The 23,615-nt window shown below is 42.2% G+C and carries 18 protein-coding genes; 13 read left to right on the top strand and 5 right to left on the bottom strand.

The features are described 5' to 3' along the window. The 4 genes from phnX to EXT43_RS04505 all read left to right on the top strand — a co-directional run bounded on the left by phnX (position 1) and on the right by EXT43_RS04505 (position 3,528). Positions 1-810, top strand: a complete 810-nt coding sequence (phnX, locus tag EXT43_RS04490; protein ID WP_063528091.1) for a phosphonoacetaldehyde hydrolase — start codon at positions 1-3, stop codon at positions 808-810. Further along, positions 810-2,204: an FAD-dependent oxidoreductase gene (locus EXT43_RS04495; protein WP_063704860.1), complete on the top strand. Its 1,395-nt coding sequence runs from the start codon at positions 810-812 to the stop codon at positions 2,202-2,204. The genes phnX and EXT43_RS04495 overlap by 1 nt, the downstream gene beginning before the upstream one ends. A gap of 12 nt (positions 2,205-2,216) precedes the next feature. Continuing rightward, positions 2,217-2,777: an HD domain-containing protein gene (locus EXT43_RS04500; RefSeq protein ID WP_062565240.1), complete on the top strand. Its 561-nt coding sequence runs from the start codon at positions 2,217-2,219 to the stop codon at positions 2,775-2,777. 64 nt (positions 2,778-2,841) lie between these two features. Next, positions 2,842-3,528, top strand: coding sequence for a UTRA domain-containing protein (locus tag EXT43_RS04505; RefSeq protein ID WP_063527497.1), 687 nt, complete (start codon positions 2,842-2,844; stop codon positions 3,526-3,528). A gap of 56 nt (positions 3,529-3,584) precedes the next feature. On the opposite strand, the gene phnW is transcribed toward EXT43_RS04505, so the two are convergent. From phnW to EXT43_RS04530, 5 genes are all read right to left on the bottom strand, one after another. Beyond that, positions 3,585-4,679 (bottom strand): 2-aminoethylphosphonate--pyruvate transaminase, encoded by a 1,095-nt coding sequence (phnW, locus tag EXT43_RS04510; protein WP_063527496.1) that lies wholly within the window; start codon positions 4,677-4,679, stop codon positions 3,585-3,587. A gap of 141 nt (positions 4,680-4,820) precedes the next feature. Continuing rightward, entirely contained in the window at positions 4,821-7,844 is a 3,024-nt protein-coding gene (locus EXT43_RS04515) for a TonB-dependent receptor (RefSeq protein ID WP_130166451.1), read from the bottom strand. 8 nt (positions 7,845-7,852) lie between these two features. Next, positions 7,853-8,923: a FecR domain-containing protein gene (locus EXT43_RS04520; RefSeq protein WP_130166452.1), complete on the bottom strand. Its 1,071-nt coding sequence runs from the start codon at positions 8,921-8,923 to the stop codon at positions 7,853-7,855. Further along, positions 8,920-9,480, bottom strand: a complete 561-nt coding sequence (locus EXT43_RS04525) for an RNA polymerase sigma factor (RefSeq protein WP_055021034.1) — start codon at positions 9,478-9,480, stop codon at positions 8,920-8,922. The genes EXT43_RS04520 and EXT43_RS04525 overlap by 4 nt, the downstream gene beginning before the upstream one ends. Positions 9,481-9,565: 85 nt before the next feature. Then, positions 9,566-10,441, bottom strand: a complete 876-nt coding sequence (locus tag EXT43_RS04530; RefSeq protein ID WP_130166453.1) for a LysR family transcriptional regulator — start codon at positions 10,439-10,441, stop codon at positions 9,566-9,568. 105 nt (positions 10,442-10,546) lie between these two features. Here EXT43_RS04530 and EXT43_RS04535 point away from each other — a divergent pair, with 105 nt between their 5' ends. The 9 genes from EXT43_RS04535 to EXT43_RS04575 all read left to right on the top strand — a co-directional run bounded on the left by EXT43_RS04535 (position 10,547) and on the right by EXT43_RS04575 (position 23,605). Then, on the top strand, positions 10,547-11,200 hold the full coding sequence (locus EXT43_RS04535; RefSeq protein ID WP_130166454.1) for a peroxiredoxin-like family protein: 654 nt from the start codon (positions 10,547-10,549) through the stop codon (positions 11,198-11,200). Positions 11,201-11,255: 55 nt separating this feature from the next. Beyond that, entirely contained in the window at positions 11,256-11,948 is a 693-nt protein-coding gene (locus EXT43_RS04540; RefSeq protein ID WP_130166455.1) for a haloacid dehalogenase type II, read from the top strand. A 202-nt stretch (positions 11,949-12,150) separates the two neighbouring features. Beyond that, positions 12,151-13,356: an efflux RND transporter periplasmic adaptor subunit gene (locus EXT43_RS04545; protein WP_054561341.1), complete on the top strand. Its 1,206-nt coding sequence runs from the start codon at positions 12,151-12,153 to the stop codon at positions 13,354-13,356. A gap of 14 nt (positions 13,357-13,370) precedes the next feature. Next, positions 13,371-16,544, top strand: a complete 3,174-nt coding sequence (locus tag EXT43_RS04550; protein ID WP_130166456.1) for a multidrug efflux RND transporter permease subunit — start codon at positions 13,371-13,373, stop codon at positions 16,542-16,544. A gap of 105 nt (positions 16,545-16,649) precedes the next feature. Continuing rightward, on the top strand, positions 16,650-17,243 hold the full coding sequence (locus EXT43_RS04555) for a PilZ domain-containing protein (RefSeq protein WP_130166457.1): 594 nt from the start codon (positions 16,650-16,652) through the stop codon (positions 17,241-17,243). 84 nt (positions 17,244-17,327) lie between these two features. Next, positions 17,328-18,386, top strand: coding sequence for an agmatine deiminase family protein (locus EXT43_RS04560; RefSeq protein ID WP_130166458.1), 1,059 nt, complete (start codon positions 17,328-17,330; stop codon positions 18,384-18,386). After that, positions 18,379-19,272: a carbon-nitrogen hydrolase gene (locus tag EXT43_RS04565; RefSeq protein WP_130166459.1), complete on the top strand. Its 894-nt coding sequence runs from the start codon at positions 18,379-18,381 to the stop codon at positions 19,270-19,272. The genes EXT43_RS04560 and EXT43_RS04565 overlap by 8 nt, the downstream gene beginning before the upstream one ends. Positions 19,273-19,301: 29 nt before the next feature. Next, the gene (gene mfd, locus EXT43_RS04570) at positions 19,302-22,775 is read left to right on the top strand and encodes a transcription-repair coupling factor (protein WP_130166460.1); all 3,474 of its coding nucleotides are present in this window, start codon (positions 19,302-19,304) and stop codon (positions 22,773-22,775) included. Continuing rightward, entirely contained in the window at positions 22,775-23,605 is an 831-nt protein-coding gene (locus EXT43_RS04575) for a peptidoglycan binding protein CsiV (protein ID WP_130166461.1), read from the top strand. Before mfd ends, EXT43_RS04575 begins: the two co-directional genes overlap by 1 nt. Positions 23,606-23,615: the final 10 nt, after the last annotated feature.

The raw sequence follows: 23,615 nt of genomic DNA on the forward strand, positions 1-23,615 counted from the left end.
ATGAAAAACATAGAAGCTATCATTTTAGATTGGGCTGGAACTGTCGTGGATTATGGCTCAGTTGCCCCTACCACCATTTTTGTTGAAGCATTTAAACAAGCTCATGACTTTGAGATTTCACTTGCAGAAGCGCGTATTCCAATGGGTATGGGAAAATGGGATCACATTGCCACACTTGGAAAATTGGAGTCAGTTGCTTCACGCTGGCACTCACAGTTTGGCCGAGCAATGTCAGACTCAGATATTGATCACATCTATCAAACTTTCATGCCATTACAAAAGGCAAAAGTAGCAGACAGAGCAATGCCTATTCCTGGTGCGCTTGAAGTGATCAATCGCTTAAAACAGCAAAACATCAAAGTAGGCAGTTGTTCGGGCTATCCTCGCCAAGTTATGGAAGTGTTAGTCAGTGCCGCTGCAGACTATGGTTATCAACCGGATCATTGGGTAGCAAGTGATGACCTTAAAGCCGGCTCTCGCCCTGGCCCTTGGATGGCTCTTGAAAATGTAAATGCTTTAGGCATTAAAAAAGTCGCTAACTGTATAAAAATTGATGATTCTGCCCCCGGCATCGAAGAAGGTTTGAATGCCGGAATGTGGACAATTGGCCTCGCATTAAGCGGTAATGCTATCGGCTTAACAGAACAAGAGTGGCAAGCTTGTAGTGCTGAGCAAAAGCAGCAACTGACACGTCAAGCTTACCAAAGCTTGTACTCTGCAGGTGCGCATTTCGTGGTTGACTCGCTGGCTGATATTGAAACTGTTTTGATGGAGATTGATGCCAAGCTAAGCCGAGGGGAGCGCCCATAATGCAGTTTCAACCTTTTTGGTTTGATAACGCAATGCAAGAGGAAGCCTATGCGCTTCCTCTTTCATTACCTACAAAGCACCATTGCGATGTATGTATCATAGGTGGTGGCTTTACGGGTCTTTGGACTGCTATCAAACTCAAGCAGCAACAAGCTAATTTAAAAGTTACCATCATTGAAAAAGGCTTTTGCGGGCAAGGTGCATCAGGGAGAAATGGCGGTGCAATGTTAACTTGGTCAACTAAGCTGCCCAGTTTAAGTAAGTTAGTTGGTCTCGAAAAGGCACTGTTTTTAGTCAAAGAGTCTGAGTCAGCGGTTCATCAAATTGCAGAGTTTGTTCGTCAGCACGGTATCGACTGCGATTGTCGAATTGATGGCTGTTATTACACCGCCTCAAATGAAGCACAAAAGCACTTGTTAACCCCCGCAATAAAAATGCTTGAGGATAATAATCTTAATGCGTGGCAACACTGTGATACTCAAACACTCATCAATACAGGGTCAGCCGCCAATATTAGCGGTCATTATTCACCTCATGGTGGTAGTATTCAGCCGGCAAAATTAGTTCGTGGTTTAAAACAGGTCGCTGAAAGTTTAGGCGTTAAAATTATTGAACAGTGCCAATACAAAGCACATAGCGGACAGTCCCCTCTAAATGTTGAAACAAACCAAGGTAATATTTGTGCTAATCATCTTGTATTTGCCGTTAATGCGTGGCTCCCTACCCTAAAACCGCAGTTTCAACGCAATATCGTGCTGGTTTCAAGCGATATGGCAATTACTAAACCGATGCCTGAAACCCTTGCGCATTTAAGTCTCAATCATGGCGCTGCAATAATAGACTCCCGTATTTTTGTAAACTATTACCGCACCACTACTGATGGTCGATTAATGCTAGGCAAAGGCGGAAATTATTTTAGCTTCGCAAACAGAATGAGTGATAAATTTGAGCAACCGAGTCGCTATCAAACGCTATTAAATAACTCTTTATCACACTTTTTCCCTAACCATAATTTTGAAATTGATCGAACTTGGACAGGCCCTTCTGACCGAAGTGTCACTGGCTTCCCGTTTTTTGGACATTTGAATAATCAAGCAAACGTTATCTACGCCGGGGGTTATTCTGGTAATGGCGTCGTACAGTCTTTTTTAGGGGCTAATATTCTGTGTGCTTTAATCTTAAAAAATGCACCTGTTTGGCAACACTGTGGCCTTGTAAATCAAGCATTAGACAACTTTGTAGTTGAGCCCTTTCGAACTGTCGGCGCTTACCTAATTCGTAATGCAATTCGTCGTAAAGAACGAGCAGAAGACAATAACACGCATGTAAATCAAATAGATACGTATCTTGCCAGCTTCATAGGCAGCGCAGGAAAAGTTGATATGAAATCGTAGAGCTTTTTTAAGATGACCATTACACACCAACCAACAATTACACAGATCCGTTATTTATTTGAGCAGTTTGGTTACCAACACTATGACGAAATTTGTACTCAGTATTCTCATGCAGCCCAGTGCGCTGGGCTTGCATTGCAGCAAAAATTAAGCGCTGATACTGTCGTTGCTGCATTTTTACATGATATTGGGCATTTAATCGCACAGCAGCAAAATCTCACGATGACCAAGCAAGGATATGTGAATCACTGCGAGCTTGGCGCAATTTTTTTAAAAGAAAATAACTTTAATGCTGCTGTCGTTGCCATGGTTTCTCAACATGTTCAAGCTAAACGCTATTTAGTCGCAAAGAATGCTGGTTATGAGCAAACACTTTCGCCTGCCAGTACACTCACCTTGCAACAACAAGGTGGCCCTTTGTCGTTACAACAAGCTAATCAATTTGCAGCCCAGCCATATTTTGAAGAAATTTTACAATTAAGAGAACTTGACGACTGTGCAAAAGATCCAAATATGCATATTGAACCACTTTCTTTTTGGCTAGATTACTTAGATAACTATTTAATTTCATAATCAAACGTTATAAATCCTTTTATTATCAGTTAAGCTAAAGCTGTATTTAGCAAAAAGGCACGGTATGCTTTTATATCAACAAATCAGAAATTACATACATCAATTACTAAGCGAAGGGACTCTGAACACGGGTGACAAGCTCCCTTCTGAGCGTTTGTTACAAGAACAATTTAACTCGACCCGTATTACAGTCCGTGAGGCACTACTTCGTTTAGAAGCTGAAGGATTGATCTATAGCCAAACGCGCCGTGGTTGGTTTGTAACGCCAACAAAACTTAAGTGGAACCCTGCCACTAAAGTAAACTTTTATGAACTGGCAAAACAACAAGGCTTTGTTGCTGATACCCAAGTGATTAGCCATCAAGAAATTAGCAATCATGATTTAAAAGCAGAATTTTCTGCATCAACTTTGCACCATTTGCAACGTGCCCGCAGCCTTGATGAGCGCTTAGTGATGTTTGAAGATATTTTTTGTGATGCTGCGCGTTTTGATGGCCTTGCTGAGCACAACCTAAATGGCTCGATAACACAAATAATGGCAAATCAATACGCAACAAATGTAGTCAATGAGCAGTGCGCAATTAGTGTGACTGTCCTTCCTGACGATGTAGCACAGGTATTGCAAAAAAATAGTGGTACTCCCTGTTTAAAAGTTATTCGTAAACGCTTTGATGAACTAGGAAGTTTAGTGGATTACAATATTGAGTATTGGTTGCATAATGCCATTGAAATGACTGTCGAAGGTCACTAAGGCAATAAATGAAAAAAGGCTTTGTTAAACAAAGCCTTTACACGGGTGAACATTCTTTATAACCAATATCTGCTGTTTGATATTGCTTTAATTAAACGTGTAATATCGTTTTCGAACACATGACCAATATTGCCAATTCTAAAGCAATCAGCATCTGACACCTTACCTGGGTAAATCACAAACCCTTGGTTTTTAAGCAACAAATAAAACTCTTTAAAGTCATACCCATTTGCTGTTGGGGAATAAAATGAGGTGATAATCGGTGAATGTAAGCTCTCATCTAAGAGTGTTTCAAAACCTAAATCTCTCATCGCAGTCACTAAGAGTTGCTGATTGTTTTTATAACGCTTATGACGTGCTGCAATACCACCCTCTTGTTCTAATTCAATAAGAGCTTGATGAAATGCGCGTACAACATGTGTAGGAGATGTGAAACGCCATTTACCTTGGTTGTTCTCCATACACTGCCACTGTGCATGTAAATCAAGTGACAACGAACGTGCAACACCCTGAGAGTCTTCAATTAAGTCACGTTTGCAAATAACAAAACCAAAACCTGGAACACCTTGAATACACTTATTAGATGAGCTTATCATTACATCAATGTGCCAATCTGCTAAGTCAAACGGTACGCCACCAAAGCTGCTCATAGCGTCTAAAATATACACTTTGTTATGGCGTGATAATAGTTCGCCAACTTGCTTTGCTGGGTTTAGCATGCCAGTCGTCGTTTCGCAGTGCACCATTGCAACATGACTAATTTTTTCATCGCTCAAGAGTGTTTTTTCAATGTCGTCGCAGTTTGGTAGCTGAGTTTCAGTGTAATTTAAAACACAATGGTCAATGCCTAAATACTGGGCAATTTCTGCCATCCGTTTACCATACGCGCCATTGTTTATTATCAATAACTTATGCTCATTTGCGACTAAACTACCTAAAGCACTTTCTACACTCGCAGTGCCACTGCCCTGCATTAATGTGCACGTATAGTCATTGCTTTTAGTGGCTAAAGTTACAAGTTTGCTACGAATAGCCTGTACAACACCTAAGTTATAATCGTCATCCCATGTACACCAATCCTTTAACATCGCTTGTTTTACAGTATCCGATGTTGTTAATGGGCCAGGAGTTAACAGTAAGTATTCATTCATTTTTAATATCGCCTAAATCTGGTCTAGTCCAGGTATTATTAGGGATTTATGTTGATAAAAAAAGTGAAGTTTTTATGACTGCACTAAAAAAGGGCCTAACGGCCCTTTGCAAGTTAAATAATAAAGGAATCTAAAGGGAGTTTAGAACTTGTACTCTGCACCTACGTAGTAGTACGCACCGTTAAAACCAAATGGTGCTGAACGACGTGAGTAAGTGAATACACCAGGGCTTGAAACAATTGTGTTGCCGCTAGCATCAACAATCGTACCCGAGCGTGAATTACCAATGGTGTTCTTATCTGGGTAAACATCAAATAAGTTATTTGCACCAATGTTAAATGACAGGTTTTCGTTAAAGAAGTAGTTAACTTTAACATCAGTTAAGATTTCAGCACCGTATGTTTGACGACCACCATCTTCAACTGTGTATTCGCCGTAACGGTTTAGAGATAGGTTTACAGTCCAATCTTCTAAACGGTAAAGCGCACTTAAGTTAATGCGGTCTTCTGGTTGCCATTCTTCAATAATTGATGTTTCTTGGGCAGAAAACACATCTTCTACCGGAATAGTCTCAAGGCCACTACCTGATGGCGTAAATAAATCAACTACATCTGTTTTAGTGAAGTTAGCAGCAAAGGTGAAATCTAGCGTACCGCCAAGACCTTCAGTGTTCCATGTGGCAACTAAATCAACACCTTCTGTTTCTGTGTCTGCACCATTTAAGAAGAACTGACCCGCACCTGCGCCTGAGCTTTCAAGTGCAGCATCTAGCGTATCTGATAAACCTTTACCTAAACGGTTAGAAATAACGATACGGTCGTCGATATCAATCGAGTAGTAATCAATGGTTAAATTGATATTGTCGGTTACGTTATACACAATACCTAAACTACGGTTTTGTGATTTCTCTTCTTTTAGCTTAGGAATACCAATTGATTGCGCTAAGGTACTGTCGTTTCTAAACGTACCTACTTGCTCAGCCACTAAGCTGCCGTCATCGCCTACAACAAACTGTGTACTTACGTTATTAAAGTAAAGTTGTTGCATAGAAGGTGCTCTAAAACCTGTGCTTAATGCACCACGTAAAGACACATCTTCAGTGACAGACCAGTTACCCGCTAACTTAAAGTTAACTGTATCACCAAAGCCTTTGTAGTTATCGTAACGTACCGCACCTGAAATAATTACATCATCGATAACATAGGTTTCTGCATCCATATAGAATGAGATCACATCGCGCGACTCATCAACTGATGATGCCGGATCTGAACCACCAAAACCTTGCGTGCCGCTTGCAGCGTCAACACTACCAACCCCGCCATTCAAGCCAGAATAGATGCTCACACCATCAACTGTATCGTAATCACGGTATGCGTATTCGCTACCTTCAAGAATACGGAACTCATCGGTACGAAGCTCTGCACCTAGTGCTAATGAGAAGTTATCGTAATCTTTAGTGTAATCAAGGTTTAGAGTTTGCAGTGATAATTCAAGGCCATATGCATATGCTGAACGCGGAATAGTGGCACGAATTTCATCAGCCGTTAAACCTTGGTCATAGCGAAGGTAGTTAGCGTAAGAGCCATTGATAGTGTCACTTGTGGTGTAATCAATGCTGTTTTCACCGTAGGTGTACGATAAATCAATGCTTGAGCCATTATCGAATGATTTTTTATAACCAAAGTTATAAGACACGTCATCAATTACAGTATTAATTTTTGGTAAGAAACCCATAGGAATGGTTGCATCACCATCTTGTAATACAGGGTTACCATTAGCATTTGCGTTATGACGGAAAAACGCAGCTGATTCGTTTTCACGATTTGAATAAGTGATAAAGCCATATAGCTCACCACCAGCAAGCTCATAGCCTGTGTTAACGGTTAGAGCAAATTGCTGTGAATCTGCATCACCAATCCTAAACGTATCACGAGGTGCTGTTAACTCACGAGGGTCGCCTGCTAATAGCGTACCGTCATCAAGTTCAGTACAGCCGTAAAATTGACATGAGCCATGAAGACCTGCACGGTTTGTCGGCGCACGGTCACGGTAGTTGATTGTGGTATTTAAATAACCTTCATCACCTAAAGCAAAACCTTTGTTGAAATCAACAGTTACAGTTTCACCATCGCCTTCTGAATACTCACCGTAATTAATCGCTGCTTTACCGCCCTCTTCAGCGTCTTTTAATACGATATTAATAACACCTGCAATGGCATCTGAACCATATTGCGCAGCAGCACCATCACGTAATACTTCAATACGTTTGATTGCAGCAGCAGGAATAGCATTCATGTCGGTACCCGCCGTACCACGACCTACTGAAGTATTAATGTGAATAAGGCTCGCTTGGTGGCGGCGTTTACCATTGATAAGAACTAAGGTTTGATCTGGCCCTAAACCACGTAAGGTTGCAGGGCGAAGTGCATCAGTACCATCACTGATAGACGAGCTTGAAAAGTTAAAAGACGGTGCAATAGCCTGAAGCATACGGCCTACTTCTGTTTGACCTGTATTCTCGAGTGCTTCGGCACTTAAAATATCAACCGGAACCGGTAAATCTTCAACCGAGCGTCCTGCTACACGGCTACCGACAACGGCAATTTTTTCGATGTTTTGTTCTGCTGATTGATCTTCTGCTAACGCTTGCGTATTGGCGGCAAGCAGTAATGGCACGACTGCAGCGCTGACCCCTGATACTTTGATCATGTTATTATCTATCCTATCTACTTGTTTGAGTTTTATACTCAGCAAGCCTTGTTGATCAACAACCGCATCGAGCTCAGTGCCTTCTAGCATCGCATTCAGTGCTTCAAGTTTGGTGTAAAAGCCAAACACAGATTGCGCTTGATATTGCTTTGCTAATTCGAAAGAAAAAATGACTGTTTGTTCGGTTTGCTTTGCAAATTCGATTAACGCCAAATCAGCTCGTTGCGCTTTGATGTCAAATTGCAGCATCTGTTTTTCAGCCGCTATTGCTACTTGGCCTGCTGTGAGGCCATAAATAACAAAAGAGGCAGGTAACAACGGCAATTGCTTACTGCGCAATTTAAACAAACAAGTGAGGAAGAAAAATCCGCTATGTAAATTTAACTTTTTTTTAATTAATTTTTTGTGACGAGAAGGTGGCGCACAATTAACATCATTACATTGGCGTATTCTCATAGACAGAACTAACCTTTTGCAGCGATAGTTAAGCTAACACGATGTTCACCTAAACGTTGATGTTCTACACCTAAGTTGGCCTGTAAAGAATCAAGCAAACCTTTAATGTCGCCAGTTTTAAACACACCAGCCACTTTTAATGAGGCAAGCTCTGGATCATTTAATTCAAAACGTGTGGCAGTATAACGGCTTACTTCTTGTAGAGCTTCGCCTAAAGACTCGCCATTAAAAATCAGCATTTCTTGTTGCCATGCTAAATCACGTTGTACGTCATCAACCGATAACTGTTTAATTGGCTCTGTTTTACTTTGTTTTATTAGTGCTTTCTCACCAGATACAACAACATTAGCGCGAAGCGCTTTAATATCTGCACTGTTATCTGAGGCATCTTTTAAACGATTAAAGTCGCTAGCATCAACCAGAGTACTCGGATCAGCAATCATCACCTTGCCCTCAGTCACCACTAGCTCTAAGTCTGAAGCGGTATTTCGCTGAACATTAAACACTGTACCAAGTGCAGTAAATGATTTATCACCAGCAATAACCGTAAACGGACGGCTCGGATCTTTGGCAACATTGAAGCGCCCTTCACCGCGGCTCAAAATCAACTGCCGGCGATCGCCTGAGTAGGCAACTTCGAGTTTAGTATTGGTATTAAGCTGAACAATAGTGCTGTCTGGTAGCACAAATTCAGCTTGCTCACCCACTTTGGTGCGGTAAATTTTGCTAAATTTGGCGTAATCGTTTTCTTCACTTTGCCAATAGCTTGAATAAATAAGCATGATAGAACCAAGCAGCATCGCTACTAAAAAGCTGGCAGCGGTTGCCATACCAAACACTGCAGGTTGTTTTTGCGGTGCTTTATAAGGAAATAAGCTACTTAACTCGTTAAGTACACTCATTTCATCCCATAAGGTCGCAAGTTCAAATAATGCCTCTTGATGAGCCGCACTTTGGTGAGCCCACAAATGTAATTGGCTTACTTCATCTTTAGATAGGCCACGATCAATTGCACTGATCCATTGACTCGCCTGCTCTTGAATCATGTCTTTTGATGAAAATGGATGAACATTACTCATTTGTTCACCTCTTTTGCAGTGAACTCTGTGGTTGGGGTAAATGCCTGTGGTTGTACGTCGTGTGATTTCATTGCTCGGTGAACATGTAATAAGCCTTTGGCTATATGTTTTTCAACAGTACTTTCGCTAAGACTCATTTTAGCTGCAATTTCCTTTTGGCTTAAGCCATAGACTTTTTTTAAGATAAAACATTTTTTAACCTGAGGGCTTAATTCGTTAGTCACTCGGCAAAAAAACAAAAAACGTTCTTTAGAAGTCACTTCATCTTCAAGTGCCATTGAACGCATGTGATGCTCAACCTGCTGTTGTTCATCTAACGATTCTTTGTATTTATTGTCCCATTTAGCAATATGATTTAGCGCCAAATGCTTAGCCGTTTTCAGCATGTAACTGTGAGTATATTCGATATTTTGCTTAAGATCAGCTTCATAACTTTTTATAAACGTCTCTTGCACAATATCTTCTACATCATCAGGGCTGACGATACGTGATACAAAGCGCCTAAGCTTGCTCGATATCTCGGTAAAAGCGGTGATAACCCCAGTTTGATCTGTCATCCTTAACTCACCTTTATTATATTTTTATTGCTTTAGGGTACGAGATTTCAGTTTAATTACAAGCCATTTGTTAAGTTTTTGTACCTTAGGTAAACATAGATTTCATAAACTCATAAAAAACCTCTGTTTTGCGCGTCACTAGGCTGTTTTGTGGTTTTAAAAACCACACTGGCGCGTCAGCATCTACGAGGCTATTAGGGAGTATTTCGATTAACCGCCCTTCGGCTAAGTCATCTTTAATTGCAATATAAGATTTAATCGCTATGCCATGGCCTGCAATCGCCGCCTGTGTCATGTTATCTGAGTTAGATACAGTAAAACGCGTTCTCGCATTATAATTAACTATTTGCCCGCCTTCGTTAAATTTAAGCTGTCGCTGCCATGGCAAACACACCCAGTAATGGTCTTTAAGATCAGCCACCGATTTAGGTTGGCCATATTTTTCAATATAACTCGGTGCTGCGCACAAAATACGAGAGTTACTAACAAGCTTACGAGAAAGCAGGTTTGAATCTGCCAACTGACCTACCCGAATAGCCACATCTTGGGCATCATCCACAATATTCACAAATTGATCTGTAATCATAAAATCGAGTTTTAAGTCGGGAAATTGCTGTTCAAAGTGGCCAAGATCAGGCATCACAAATTTCGAAAAGACCCAAGGCGGCATAGTGACTCGTAAAAGCCCTGACACTGCTGAACCCCTTGCGCCAATTTGATGCTCAGCATCATATAAAGCTTCTAAAATGGCACCAGCTCGTTGATAAAACAACTCCCCTGCAGGCGATAAGCGTATTCGCCGACTGTCACGAAACAACAATACAGTACTTAATGCTTTTTCTAACTTACTTAAGCGATGACTTACCGTTGCAGGTGAGAGGCCCTGAGCTTTAGCGGCAGCAACTACACCTTGGTTTTCAACTATGGCAATAAAGGTTTCTAAATCACATAAACTGTACATGGCTTTGATTCAATATTTTCGAATTTAGGTTTCAGTTTTGTATTGTATATATAAAAATTTAAAACTCTATACTTGCTACAAATTGTAAAAATGATTGGAGTATGTATGTCTTTAAAAACCCAAATCGACGCATTTGAAGTGCAAAAGAAAGCCAATGTCCCAGCTGATATCTTAAATTTGATGGATGTCACGACTGAAAAACTGATTGCAGAACAATTAAGTAAACATGCTTTAAAAGTTGGTGATAAGTTTCCAGCATTTGAATTACCCGACAGCAAGGGCAAACAAATCAGCTCGGCTGAGTTGCTAGCGAAAGGCCCGCTTGTGCTGAGTTTTTACCGTGGTGGCTGGTGCCCGTATTGTAATTTAGAGCTACGTGCACTTAACAATATGCAACAAGCATTTGCTGATCAAAATGCACAGTTAGTTGCTGTTTCGCCGCAGTTACCTGATGAATCACTGTCTACTCAACAGCAAAACGAGCTGGCTTATACGGTGCTTTCTGATGTGTCTAACTCTTTGGCTAAAAAGTGTGGCTTGGTATTCACCTTAGATGAACGCTTGATCCCTGTTTACGATCAACTTGGTTTAGATATTCCAAAAGCCAATGGTGACGAAAGCTACGAATTACCACTACCAGCAACCTATGTTATTGATAGCCAAGGGGTGATTCAATTTGCATTTGCTCATGAAGATTACACATTAAGAGCAGAGCCTTTAGATGTTCTTAACGCTGTTAAGGCACTAAATCATGTTTAAAAAAGCATTTTTTAGTCTAGTTTTATTAGTAACCATAACTTACTCGGGAGGCACAATGGCAGAGTCTCAACACCAAGCAAAACCAAAAGTAATTGTGTTTGATGTCAACGAAACCTTGCTTGATCTTGAACAAATGCAAAGCTCAGTCGCTAAAGCGCTTGATGGCAATACCCAGCTATTACCGCTTTGGTTTTCGACCATGCTGCATCATTCCTTAGTGAGTACGGTGTCTAATGATTATCATGACTTTGCTGACATCGGCGTTGCTGCACTGATGATGGTGGCAAGTAATAATCAAATTTCCTTAACTAAAGAGCAAGCAAAGCAAGCGATTGTGCCACCGCTTTTATCTTTACCTGCCCATAGCGATGTTAAACCAGCTTTAGCGAAATTAAAGAAAGACTATAAACTAGTCAGCTTTACAAATTCGTCAAATAACGGTGTAAAAGCGCAGTTCCAACATGCTGGTTTAACAGATTACTTTACTCACCGTTACAGTGTTGAAGATATTAAAGTGTATAAACCCGATCTGCGCGCTTACAAGTGGTTGCTTGAACAATTAAATGTAGCGCCTCACGAAGCCTTGATGGTTGCTGCGCACGGCTGGGATGTTACAGGCGCTAAAGAAGCGGGTATGCAAACAGCGTTTATCGCAAGGCCCGGTAAAGCGCTTTACCCACTGGCAAAGCAACCAGACTACATTGTTAAAAACCTTGAAGAGTTAGCCTTATTACTGGCTCAAAAGTAAGAAGCGATTTAACCTGTCTATCAACGAAAAGCAAAAATGCTTTGCGTTTTTTTTACGCCCAATAAAAAAGTAAACTACAGGGTGTACCTTTCTCTTTTTTGGGTATAAACTAAACGCTAAATGAATATGCATAGTGACGTCTTTCATGCTGATGGACTACTTTTTATGTATACCTACTTAACAATTGGACTGTGGAGTAAACATGCGTCTGCCTTTCGCACCTGCCAAATTATCATTATCTGCGTTGTTATTAGTTTCTGCTCCTTTGCTACTGCAAGGTTGTTCTGAAGCGCCACAGCAACAACAGGGTCAAATGCACCCCGCTGCTGTCGCGACTATGACAATGGAAACTCACGATGCCCCTTTTACTATTGAGCTGCCGGCGACGCTGTCTGGTTCAAAAGAAGTTGAAGTTCGTGCCCGTGTCACCGGTATTCTTGAATCACGCAACTTTGAAGAAGGTCAGCGTGTAGAGCAAGGCCAATCACTGTTTACAATTGACCTAGAACCTTATCAACTTGCGGTTGATCGTGCGCAAGCAGCACTTGATGGTGCAAAAGCAGCGCTTGTTCAAGCTGATCGTGACGTTAAACGATTAGCTAAACTACGTGCCGAAAAGTCTGTTTCACAACGTGATTACGATAACGCAAGCTCAGCCAATGATATTGCTAAAACTGATTTGGCCGCTGCAAAAGTTGCCTTAAAAGAAGCGCAACTAAACCTTGAATATGCGCAAGTAAAAGCCCCTGTAGCAGGTGTAATGGGACGTGAGTTTGTTTCTGAAGGAACCTATGTTTCTGGACCAGATTTATTACTGACTCAAATGACTCAGTTCGACCCTATTCGTATTCGCTTTGGCTTATCTGAGCGTGAACAACTACAAATGCGTCAAGATGTTAAAAATGGCTCACTGACTTTACCTGAGCAAGGCCACTGGAAAACACAAATTAAACTTCAAGACGGCTCTTTATACGGACAAACCGGTGAAGTTAACTTCTCTGATGTGCGTATTAATCCAAACACAGGTACCAGTGAGTTTCAGGCAATCATTCCTAACCCTGATTTTCAACTTCGCCCGGGCCAATTCGTTCGCGTTGAGTTAAGTGGTGCAGTACGCAAAAACGCTTTCATTGTTCCGCAACGTGCAGTACTTGATAACGGCACTGGTAAGTTTGTTTATGTAGTAAGTAAAAACGAGCAAGGTATGGATGTCGCTTTACCTGCCCCTGTTACTGTAGGTGAATGGATCAAAAAACCAGAAAACGAGCAATACCAAAACTTTTGGTTAATTCGCAGTGGTTTAAAAGAAGGCGACCAAGTTATTGTTGATGGCATGGCACGTATTTTCTTCCCGGGTATGCCAGTCAATGTTGGCCAACCTGCCGCTAACCCAAGCCACGCAGAATAAGCACAGGGAGTCTTATGTTTTCTCGTTACTTTATAGACAGACCCATTTTTGCGTTTGTTATATCTATTGTTATTGTGCTTGCCGGCCTCGCTGCGATGCGCAGCTTACCTGTGGCGCAATATCCTGAAATAGCCCCACCGGTTGTACAAGTAACCGCAGCCTACCCGGGTGCATCTGCCGATGTGCTTGAGCAAACGGTTGCGACACCGATTGAAAATGCCATTACCGGTGTTGAAGGCATGATGTATATGTCTTCAACGTCAACCAGTGCAGGTTCAACCACCATCGAAGTTACTTTTGAAATTGGCACTGATGTTGACCAAGCAGCTGTAAACGTAAACAACCGTGTTAAACAGGTTGAAGCCCGTTTACCTGAAGAAACACGCCGCCAAGGTGTGGTGGTTCAAAAAGGTTCTTCTAGCTTTTTACAAGTTCATGCCTTTTACTCACCAGATGGAACACGTTCGAGTTTATGGACATCAAACTATGTCACTATGAACGTACTTGACCGTGTTAAACGCATTCCTGGCACTACCAGTGTACAAATTTTTGGTGCCAAAGATTACGCAATGCGTATTTGGTTGCGCCCTGATGTGATGAGCCAATTAGGTGTCACTGTTGAAGAAATTGCAGGAGCAATTCGCGTACAAAACTCGCAATACGCGGCAGGTAAAATTGGTGCGACGCCTACGACACAATCTCCTCAAGAGCTGGTTTACAGTGTAACTGCACAAGGGCGTTTGTCTGAGCCTGAGCAATTTGAAAATATCATTATTCGTTCAAACACAGACGGCAGTAGCTTACGCTTAAAAGACGTAGCCCGCGTTGAGCTCGGCTCAAAAGACTATAACTTCAAAGGAACGATTAACGGTAAAGAAGCGGTACTGTTAGGTATCTTCTTGCAACCAGGAGCAAACGCTCTTGATGTAGCTGAAGAAGTAAACAGTGTTATTGAAGAAATGAAAAGCCAGTTCCCTACCGGCCTTGCTCATTTAACGTCATACGACACAACCCGCTTTGTTGAAGTATCAATCCGTGAAGTTGTAAAAACACTACTTGAAGCCATGGTATTGGTATTCTTAGTGGTGTATTTATTCTTACAAAACTGGCGCGCAACGCTTATTCCAACCCTTGCAGTGCCAGTATCACTACTGGGCACATTTGCCGGCATGTATATGCTGGGTTACTCAATTAACTCACTCACCTTATTCGGTATGGTGCTGTCGATTGGTATTGTTGTTGATGATGCCATCGTGGTACTTGAAAACGTTGAGCGTATCATGCACGAAGAAGGCCTAGGTGCCAGAGACGCCGCTGTTAAAGCGATGGGCGAAGTAAGCGGCCCTGTAGTAGCCATTGTTTTAGTACTTTGTTCAGTGTTTGTGCCAATTGCGTTTTTAGGTGGCTTAACCGGTGAGCTATTCCGCCAGTTCGCTATTACTATTTCGATTGCTGTAAGTTTATCCGGTGTCGTTGCATTAACCATGACACCTGCGCTTTGTGTACTTATTTTAAAGCAAGAACACAAGCAAACTGCCCGCTTCTTCTTATGGTTTAACGACATGTTTACCAAGATCACCGGCCGTTATGTCGGTGCTGTTGGCTTTATGGTGCGCCGCGGTCTGTTAGGGCTGATCTTAATGACAGGTATGATTGCAGCAACAATTGGCCTTTGGCAAAACACCCCAGGTTCACTTGTGCCAGATGAAGACCAAGGTTATTACATCTCAGCAATTTTCTTACCTGACGGTTCATCACTTGAGCGCACAGAGCAAGTAACACAGCAAGTTGTTGAGGCCGTGCAATCAAACCCAGCAAACGAAAACGTTGTGGCGTTTACCGGTTTTGACTTTATTGGCGGTGGTTACAAAAACAGCGCTGCAACCTTATTCGTGACTCAAAAGCATTGGGATGAGCGTGAAGTTGATACCAAGGCGCTGGTGCAAGAGCTCTTCATGAAAACAGCAGGTATTAAAGAGGCGCTCGTTCTTGCCTTTAATCCTCCGGCTATTTTTGGTTTAGGTAACACAGGTGGCTTTGAATTTTACATTCAAAACAAAGGTGATAGCGACCCAGACAAACTTCAACATGCAATGCAGTTGATGACAGCTGAAGCACAAAAGAGCCCTATTATCAGTGGCCTGCAAACACTTTGGCGCCCTGATGCACCTCAGCTACGTGTTGATGTTGACCGTGAACAAGCACGTGCCATGGGTGTCGAAATTGATGATGCGTTCACTGCTCTTGCAGGTAACTTAGGCACTTATTACGTTAACGACTTCAATAAATTTGGTCGCGCATGGCAAGTACTAATGTCTGCAGACGCTGAATTTAGAATGAAGCCTGATGACATTGGCCGTATCTATGTTAAAAACAATCAAAGTACTATGGTGCCGCTTTCAGCCTTTACCACTATCGAGTATAGCCGTGGCCCAGAAAACCTAAATCGTTATAACAACTTACCTGCTGTTAAACTGATGGGTAATGCAGCGCCGGGTTACAGCTCAGGTCAAGCTATTGCTGAAGTTGAACGTATTGCACAAGCAGTATTACCACCTAATATGACCTACGAGTGGACAGGCTCTGCATTCCAAGAGAAACGCAGTTCAGGCACCACAGGAATTGCCTTAGGCCTTGCTGTGATCATGGTATTTTTGATTCTAGCAGCCCTGTATGAGCGTTGGTCACTACCACTGTCTGTGATGCTTGCTCTGCCATTTGGTACCTTTGGTGCGCTTATAGCAGTTTGGGTTGTTGGCATGACAAATGATGTGTACTTCCAAATTGGTCTGGTAACACTACTTGGTCTTGCCAGTAAGAACGCGATTCTTATTGTTGAATACGCCTTGATGAAACATCAACAAGGCTGGAGCGCAAGTACGGCTGCACTTGAGGCTGCACGGTTACGTTTTCGACCAATCATTATGACTTCGCTTGCATTCATTTTAGGCGTAGTGCCTCTAGTACTGAGCTCTGGCGCAGGTGCGGGTGCACGTCATAGTGTTGGTACCGGTGTCATGGGCGGTATGATGGCAGCGACATTCCTTGCTGTATTCTTTGTGCCGCTGTTCTTCTATTGGTTAACGGCGCGTAAGTTAACTGAAAAACGTTCAAGACAAGAGCTTGCTGATGAGATAGCAGAACATCATCAACAAGAACATGTTAAAACCCAAGAGGGTAACCTGTAAAAAATGAAGGGCAAACAATGAGTTTGCCCTTTTTTTTGATTATTTGATTACTAGCAATTTACTGCTTCGAACGCTAGTATTAAGGAAAGATGTGTGGAGTACAGCATGAATAATCAAAAATTAGCCGAATTTGAACAATATTTTCAAATCAACGAAAGCAACCGTGTCAATTTATATGCGGTTGAACCAAGTGCTGTGCCAAAAACCAATGCTGAACTTGAAGCGGATATCCCTGCCCTATTTAAACTTGCCAACGAAGTAAACGAACTTGAGCAAACAAGTTTGCGACCATTGCGTAATCTAGGTGATGTTGCACAAGAACTGGCAGCCTTTTTACAAGCACAGTCCCGTAAAATTGATTTAATCATGAGTCACATCTTAGCCTCAGAGCAGCCTGACGATAACGCAAACTATTGCGATAGTTATGGCGGTGGTGGTGTAAAACTTACCTCAGCTGATGTGTATGAATTAGGGCAAACATTTCGTACTAAGTTGTTCTTGCAGCACGAAGCATCTGCCATTTATTGCTATACCGAATTAGTCGCCATTGAAAAATGCGATGATGATAAATACCAATACACATTATTGTTTATTGCCATTCGCGATGCTGACCAAGATTTAGTCGTAAGAGCAGCCTTGCACGCACAAACACGCCAACTTAAAAAACGTCAGCAAGAAAACAATCAGCAAGACAGTTAAAAATCACGCTTTATCGCGCACAAAAAGCTGACATCTATGGCTAAAATGCTAAACTAGCCCCACCTTAGTTTGTTTAATACCTTCATGAAATTTAGACTTTTACCTGAATGGGCTGAGCAAGATGCCGTTATGCTCACTTGGCCTCATCAAGACACAGATTGGGCAGCAAATTTAACCGCTGTTGAGCCTGTGTATGTAGCACTTTGCCAAGCAATAAGCCAACAACAAGATGTTGTGATTGTAGCTCATGATAATGCCCTCAAAGCACATATTGCAGCTTTACTTGCAAATGCAGATGTCGATGCTAATCGCATTCACTTTGTGGTGACACCGTGTAACGATACCTGGGCACGTGACCATGGCCCATTGACCTGTGCGAATATTGATGACGCAACAGATTTAAAAGTAATGGATTTTATTTTTAATGGTTGGGGCAATAAGTTTGCAAGTGATCTTGATAATCAAATTAATCAAGTACTTGTAAAGCAAGTCGCGAGCCCTAAAAATAGCTATCAGCAAAGTGATCTTGTTCTTGAAGGCGGTGGCGTCGAAATCAATGAACACGGCGTGCTACTCACAACCAGCGAGTGCTTATTAAACCCAAATCGTAACCCTGAACTCACAAAAGCAGATATAGAACAAACGCTGGTTGAGCAACTGGGTGCTACGTCGTTTCTTTGGGTTGATCACGGTTACCTTGCAGGTGATGATACCGACAGTCATATTGATACGCTGGTACGTTTTGCACCAAACAACACGCTTGTTTATGTTAAGTGCGACGATAAAAATGATGAGCACTTCGCGGCCCTTGATGCAATGGAAAAACAACTGCAATCATTTAAAACAGCAGAGGGTGAAAACTACACGCTGATTGCCTTACCTTGGCCAAAAGCAGTTTTCGATGAAGATGGTGATAGACTACCTGCCACATACGCTAATTATTTAATTATCAATAAAACTGTTTTAGTACCAATTTATGGTGACGAAAACGACCAACTGGCGCTTGGTCAGGTTGCCAAAGCATACCCAGATCACACTGTAGTGGGTATTAATTGTGTGCCAATTATTCACCAATTTGGCAGCTTACACTGTATTACAATGCAATTACCGCGCGGCTTTCTAGCAGGAACAAACAATGACTAAACCAACGCATTTAAAGGTTGCTCTTGTTCAGCAATCAAACACCAGTAATGCTCAAGACAATATGGCTAAATCAATTGCTGGCATTCGTGATGCAGCAAGCCAAGGCGCTAAGCTAATTGTTCTTCAAGAGCTACACCGTAGCTTGTATTTTTGCCAAACCGAAGATGTAGACGTTTTTGATTTAGCAGAAACCATTCCGGGCCCAAGCACAGACACCTTAGGCGCACTTGCTAAAGAACTCAATGTGGTGATCGTGTCATCATTATTCGAAAAGCGCGCTACGGGTCTTTATCACAATACTGCTGTGGTACTTGAAACTGACGGCAGCATTGCCGGTAAATACCGTAAAATGCATATTCCTGATGACCCAGGTTTTTACGAGAAGTTTTATTTCACACCGGGTGATTTAGGTTTTGAGCCTATTCAAACTTCTGTTGGTAAACTAGGCGTATTAGTGTGTTGGGATCAATGGTTCCCAGAGGCTGCACGCTTAATGGCAATGGCCGGTGCTGAAATTTTAATTTACCCAACAGCCATTGGTTGGGACCCACGTGATGAAAAAGACGAGCAAACACGTCAAAAAGACGCCTGGGTTATTTCACAACGTGCTCATGCTGTTGCTAACGGCGTGCCGGTGATCAGCTGTAACCGTGTTGGCCATGAAAGTGATCCAAGCGGTCAAAGTGAAGGTATTCAGTTCTGGGGTAACTCATTTATCGCGGGCCCTCAAGGTGAAATCTTAGCCGAAGCGAACAACAGTGATGAGCAATTATTAGTTGTTGAATTAGACCAAGCACGTAGTGAAAATATACGTCGAATTTGGCCTTACCTTCGTGATCGTCGTATCGATCACTATCAGGACTTAACCAAGATTTATCGAGACTAAGCAGTAAAAACAGTTTAAAGGAGTAGTAAATGGCGTTTGCGCAATGGGCAGCATTGCCTTGGGTAAAATCTGAAAAAGATAAAATTCAATGGGGACAACTTACCGGTAGCGGGCTTAGCATCGCTATCGCAGAAGGTGTAAAACAACACAACGAGCTGGTTGTGATTGTCACCCCAGATACACCAAGCGCCCTACGCCTTGAAACTGAACTCGAATTTCTGTTGCCTGAAAACCCAGTCATGGTCTTCCCTGACTGGGAAACACTCCCTTATGATCATTTTTCGCCGCACCAAGATATTATTTCGGCGCGCTTAGCCACGTTAAATACCTTAAAAAAAGAACAACAAAGTGTATTAATCGTGCCAGTGTCGACCTTGATGCTGCGTACTGCCCCTGCTTCGTTTATTTATGGTTCAACCCTTAACTTTAAAGTGGGCGATACCCTAGATACCCACACACTGCGTGAAAACTTAGAACAAGCGGGCTATTTACATGTACAACAAGTGATGGAGCACGGTGAATACGCGATTCGCGGCTCTATCGTTGACTTATACCCTATGGGTAGCCCACACCCATTCCGTTTAGACTTTTTTGATGATGAGCTCGACAGCATTCGCTTATTTGATGTTGAAAGCCAGCGCTCAGATGAAAAGGTCGACAAAATTGAGTTACTGCCAGCCCACGAATTCCCAACTAACGACTCAGACATTGAGCGTTTTCGTATCAACTATCGTGAACAATTTGGCGCAAGCTCTGAACAAGACTCAATTTATATGCAGGTGACTAAAGGAACTTGGCCTGCGGGTATCGAATATTACATGCCCCTGTTTTTTGATGAATTGGCAACTATCTTCGATTACTTACCAAGTAATACAACCTTTATGCATTTTGGCGATATTGAGCATGCTGCTGATCAGTTTTGGCATGATGTGAATGTACGCTATGAAAACCGCCGTGTTGATCCGCTCAGACCTTTACTTGAACCTGTAAAACTGTATCAAAGCGTTAATGAGCTATTTGGTGAATTTGGTAAATACGCGCGCATTCGTTTATCGCAAGCAAAATTAGGCACCAAAGCGGGTCACACCAACCTTGCTAGTAAAGAGCTGCCAAATGTTCGTATTGATCATAAGTTACATGAACCGTACCAAGGTTTAATTGAATATGTTGCCAGTGAGAAAAAACAAAAAGGCCGCGTGCTGCTCTCGGTTGAATCGGATGGCCGCCGCGAATCATTACTCACTTTATTAAAGCCAAGTGGTTTAAAGCTTAAAGAATTTGAATCGTTTAGCGATTTTACCAATAGTTCGAGTGATGTTGGCCTAATTGTTTCACCACTTGAGCAAAGTGTGGTGCTAGACGGTAAGCCACGTTTAACCATTATCACAGAGCAAGAATTATTAGGCATTAAGGTCTCGCAGCGTCGACGCCGTAAACACAAATACGAAGCTAGCCAAGACGCGCTTATTCGTAACCTTGCTGAGCTACGTGAAGGTCAACCGATTGTGCACCTTGATCATGGTGTAGGACGCTATCAAGGCCTTGAAACCATTGATGCTGCCGGTGTGATCACTGAGTTTGTTACGATCATCTACGCCAACGAGGCAAAGCTATACGTGCCCGTTTCAGCGTTACATATGCTGAGCCGCTATTCAGGTGGCGAAGAAGCCTCTGCCCCGCTTCATAAGTTAGGCTCTGATGCGTGGGAAAAAGCAAAAAAACGTGCCGCCGAAAAAGTTCGTGATGTAGCTGCTGAACTCTTAGATATTTACGCTAAACGCCAAGCAAAGCCTGGCAATAAATTTAAGCTTGATGGCAGTGCTTATCGTCAGTTTAGCGACAGCTTCCCATTTGAAGAAACTGACGATCAACGCAACGCCATTGAGTCTGTACTCGGTGATATGCAAAGTAAGCAAGCGATGGACCGTTTAGTATGTGGTGACGTTGGCTTTGGTAAAACCGAAGTGGCAATGCGCGCAGCCTTTGTGGCAGTAAATGATAACAAGCAAGTTGCAGTACTTGTACCAACCACACTGCTTGCACAGCAGCATTATGAAAACTTTAAAGACCGCTTTGCCGATTTACCAATTGAGGTGGGTGTTTTATCGCGCTTTAACTCAACCAAAGAGCAAAAAGACACCCTAGATAAAATGGCTGAGGGTAAATTAGATATCGTGATTGGTACTCACAAGCTTATTCAACAAGATATTCAATTTAAAGATTTGGGCTTATTGATTGTTGACGAAGAACACCGTTTTGGGGTGCGTCAAAAAGAAAAAATAAAAGCATTACGTGCCGATGTCGATATTTTAACGCTCACAGCGACCCCTATCCCACGTACATTAAACATGGCAATGAGTGGCATGCGCGACTTATCAATCATAGCCACACCGCCTGCAAAACGTTTAGCGGTTAAAACCTTTGTTAGGCAAAGAGATGCTGAACTAATTCGCGAAGCAATTCTGCGTGAGATTAAACGCGGTGGTCAGGTGTACTTCTTACATAATAATGTTGAAACCATAGACCGAGTTGCTGAAGAAATCAGTGAATGGGTACCTGAAGCCAGCGTAACAACCGCACATGGTCAAATGCGAGAGCGCGAACTTGAGCAAATTATGAGTGATTTTTATCACCAAAAATATAACGTGATTGTGTGTACCACTATTATCGAAACCGGTATCGATGTACCGACTGCCAACACCATTATTATGGATAGAGCAGATAAGCTGGGTCTGGCACAACTGCATCAGTTGCGTGGTCGTGTAGGCCGAAGCCATCACCAAGCGTATGCCTACCTACTGACTGGTAACCCTAAATCACTCAGTAAAGATGCGGTTAAACGCCTTGAAGCGATAGAGTCACTGGAAGACCTTGGTGCAGGTTTTGCGCTCGCAACCCATGACTTAGAAATTCGTGGTGCCGGTGAGCTGCTTGGTGATGATCAATCAGGTCAAATGCAAACCATTGGCTTTAGTTTGTATATGGAAATGCTTGAGCAAGCGGTTAACTCCCTCAAAGAAGGTAAAGAGCCAACCCTTGAGAACCTACTCGGTCAACAAACTGAAGTTGACTTAAAGCTGCCAGCGTTATTGCCTGATGATTATATTCATGATGTAAACGTACGTTTAGGTATCTATAAACGCATTGCAAGCTGTGCTAACCTCAATGATATGGATGAGTTACAGGTAGAGCTGATTGACCGTTTTGGTCTACTGCCTGACGCCACGAAAAACTTATTCAGTTTGCAGCAATTAAAACTGCAAGCAAGTAATATTGGCATTAAGAAGATTGAAGCAAACCCGAAAGGTGGTTATTTTGAGTTTAGCCAGCATACAAAGGTTAACCCTAGCTTCATTATAGGTTTGATACAAAGTGCACCGCAGGTGTATAAAATGGATGGCGCAAACAAACTGCGCTTTGCAATTAGCGAAGCCAACGCTCGCGAACGCTTAAAAATGGTCACTGCAATGATTGCAGATTTCGAAAAAAAGGTTAGCCATTAATGTTGTTTAGAAATAGTTTACTACTGCTTTGTTGCTTATTTACAAGCTCGTCATTTGCAACACGTTGGTTCGAAATAGAAGTTCTTATTTATAAACAGCGCCCGGCTCCTTATTTACAGGAAGATTTCAGCCTAAAACACGATGAAATCAAGGCTAAGCGTAGCAAGGATTTATTATCTCCCGCATACACAGCACAAGCAAAACAGGCTTGTATTGAAGGTGATAGCCGGTTTCGCAGTGATTCTTTCACAGATTCTTTAGTCAATAGCAATCCTCACTCTAACGTGTGTGATGACAGTGTTGATTTTTTAGCTAGCTATAATCAACTGCCTGTGACACCCGTTGTTGAACCCCGTGAAGACACTGACGACATTTATTTAATGGCGCCAGAACAATTACAGTTTGTTGAGCAAAAAAATCAGCTTGATAGAAAAGGTTTAACCCCAATTTTACACACGGGCTGGCGTTTTCCTGAAATGAGTGAAAAAAGAGCTCCGAGTATCCGCCTCTTTGCCGGCGAGCACTTAGCAAAACACGCAAGTCCTGTAGAAGAAAACAACGATTTTATTAGTTTAGTCGGACCTACTGAGCGCTATATTCCCGACCAACTGCAAAATGTGCCAGAGTGGGAATTAGACGGTTTAATGAAGATTTATGTTCGTCACTACCTGTTTATAAACGCAGATTTTGATATTAGTCAGCGCTTAGAAACAGGTGATTACGAAAAAGCACGTTTTTCACAATTCAAACGTGTGATTAGTAACGAGATACATTATTTTGATCACCCACGTATGGGGATGATCGTGCAAATAAGACGCTACAACCATTAATGGATACAAT

The sequence above is a fragment of the Pseudoalteromonas sp. CO109Y genome (assembly GCF_004208935.1).
GTDB lineage: Bacteria > Pseudomonadota > Gammaproteobacteria > Enterobacterales > Alteromonadaceae > Pseudoalteromonas > Pseudoalteromonas shioyasakiensis.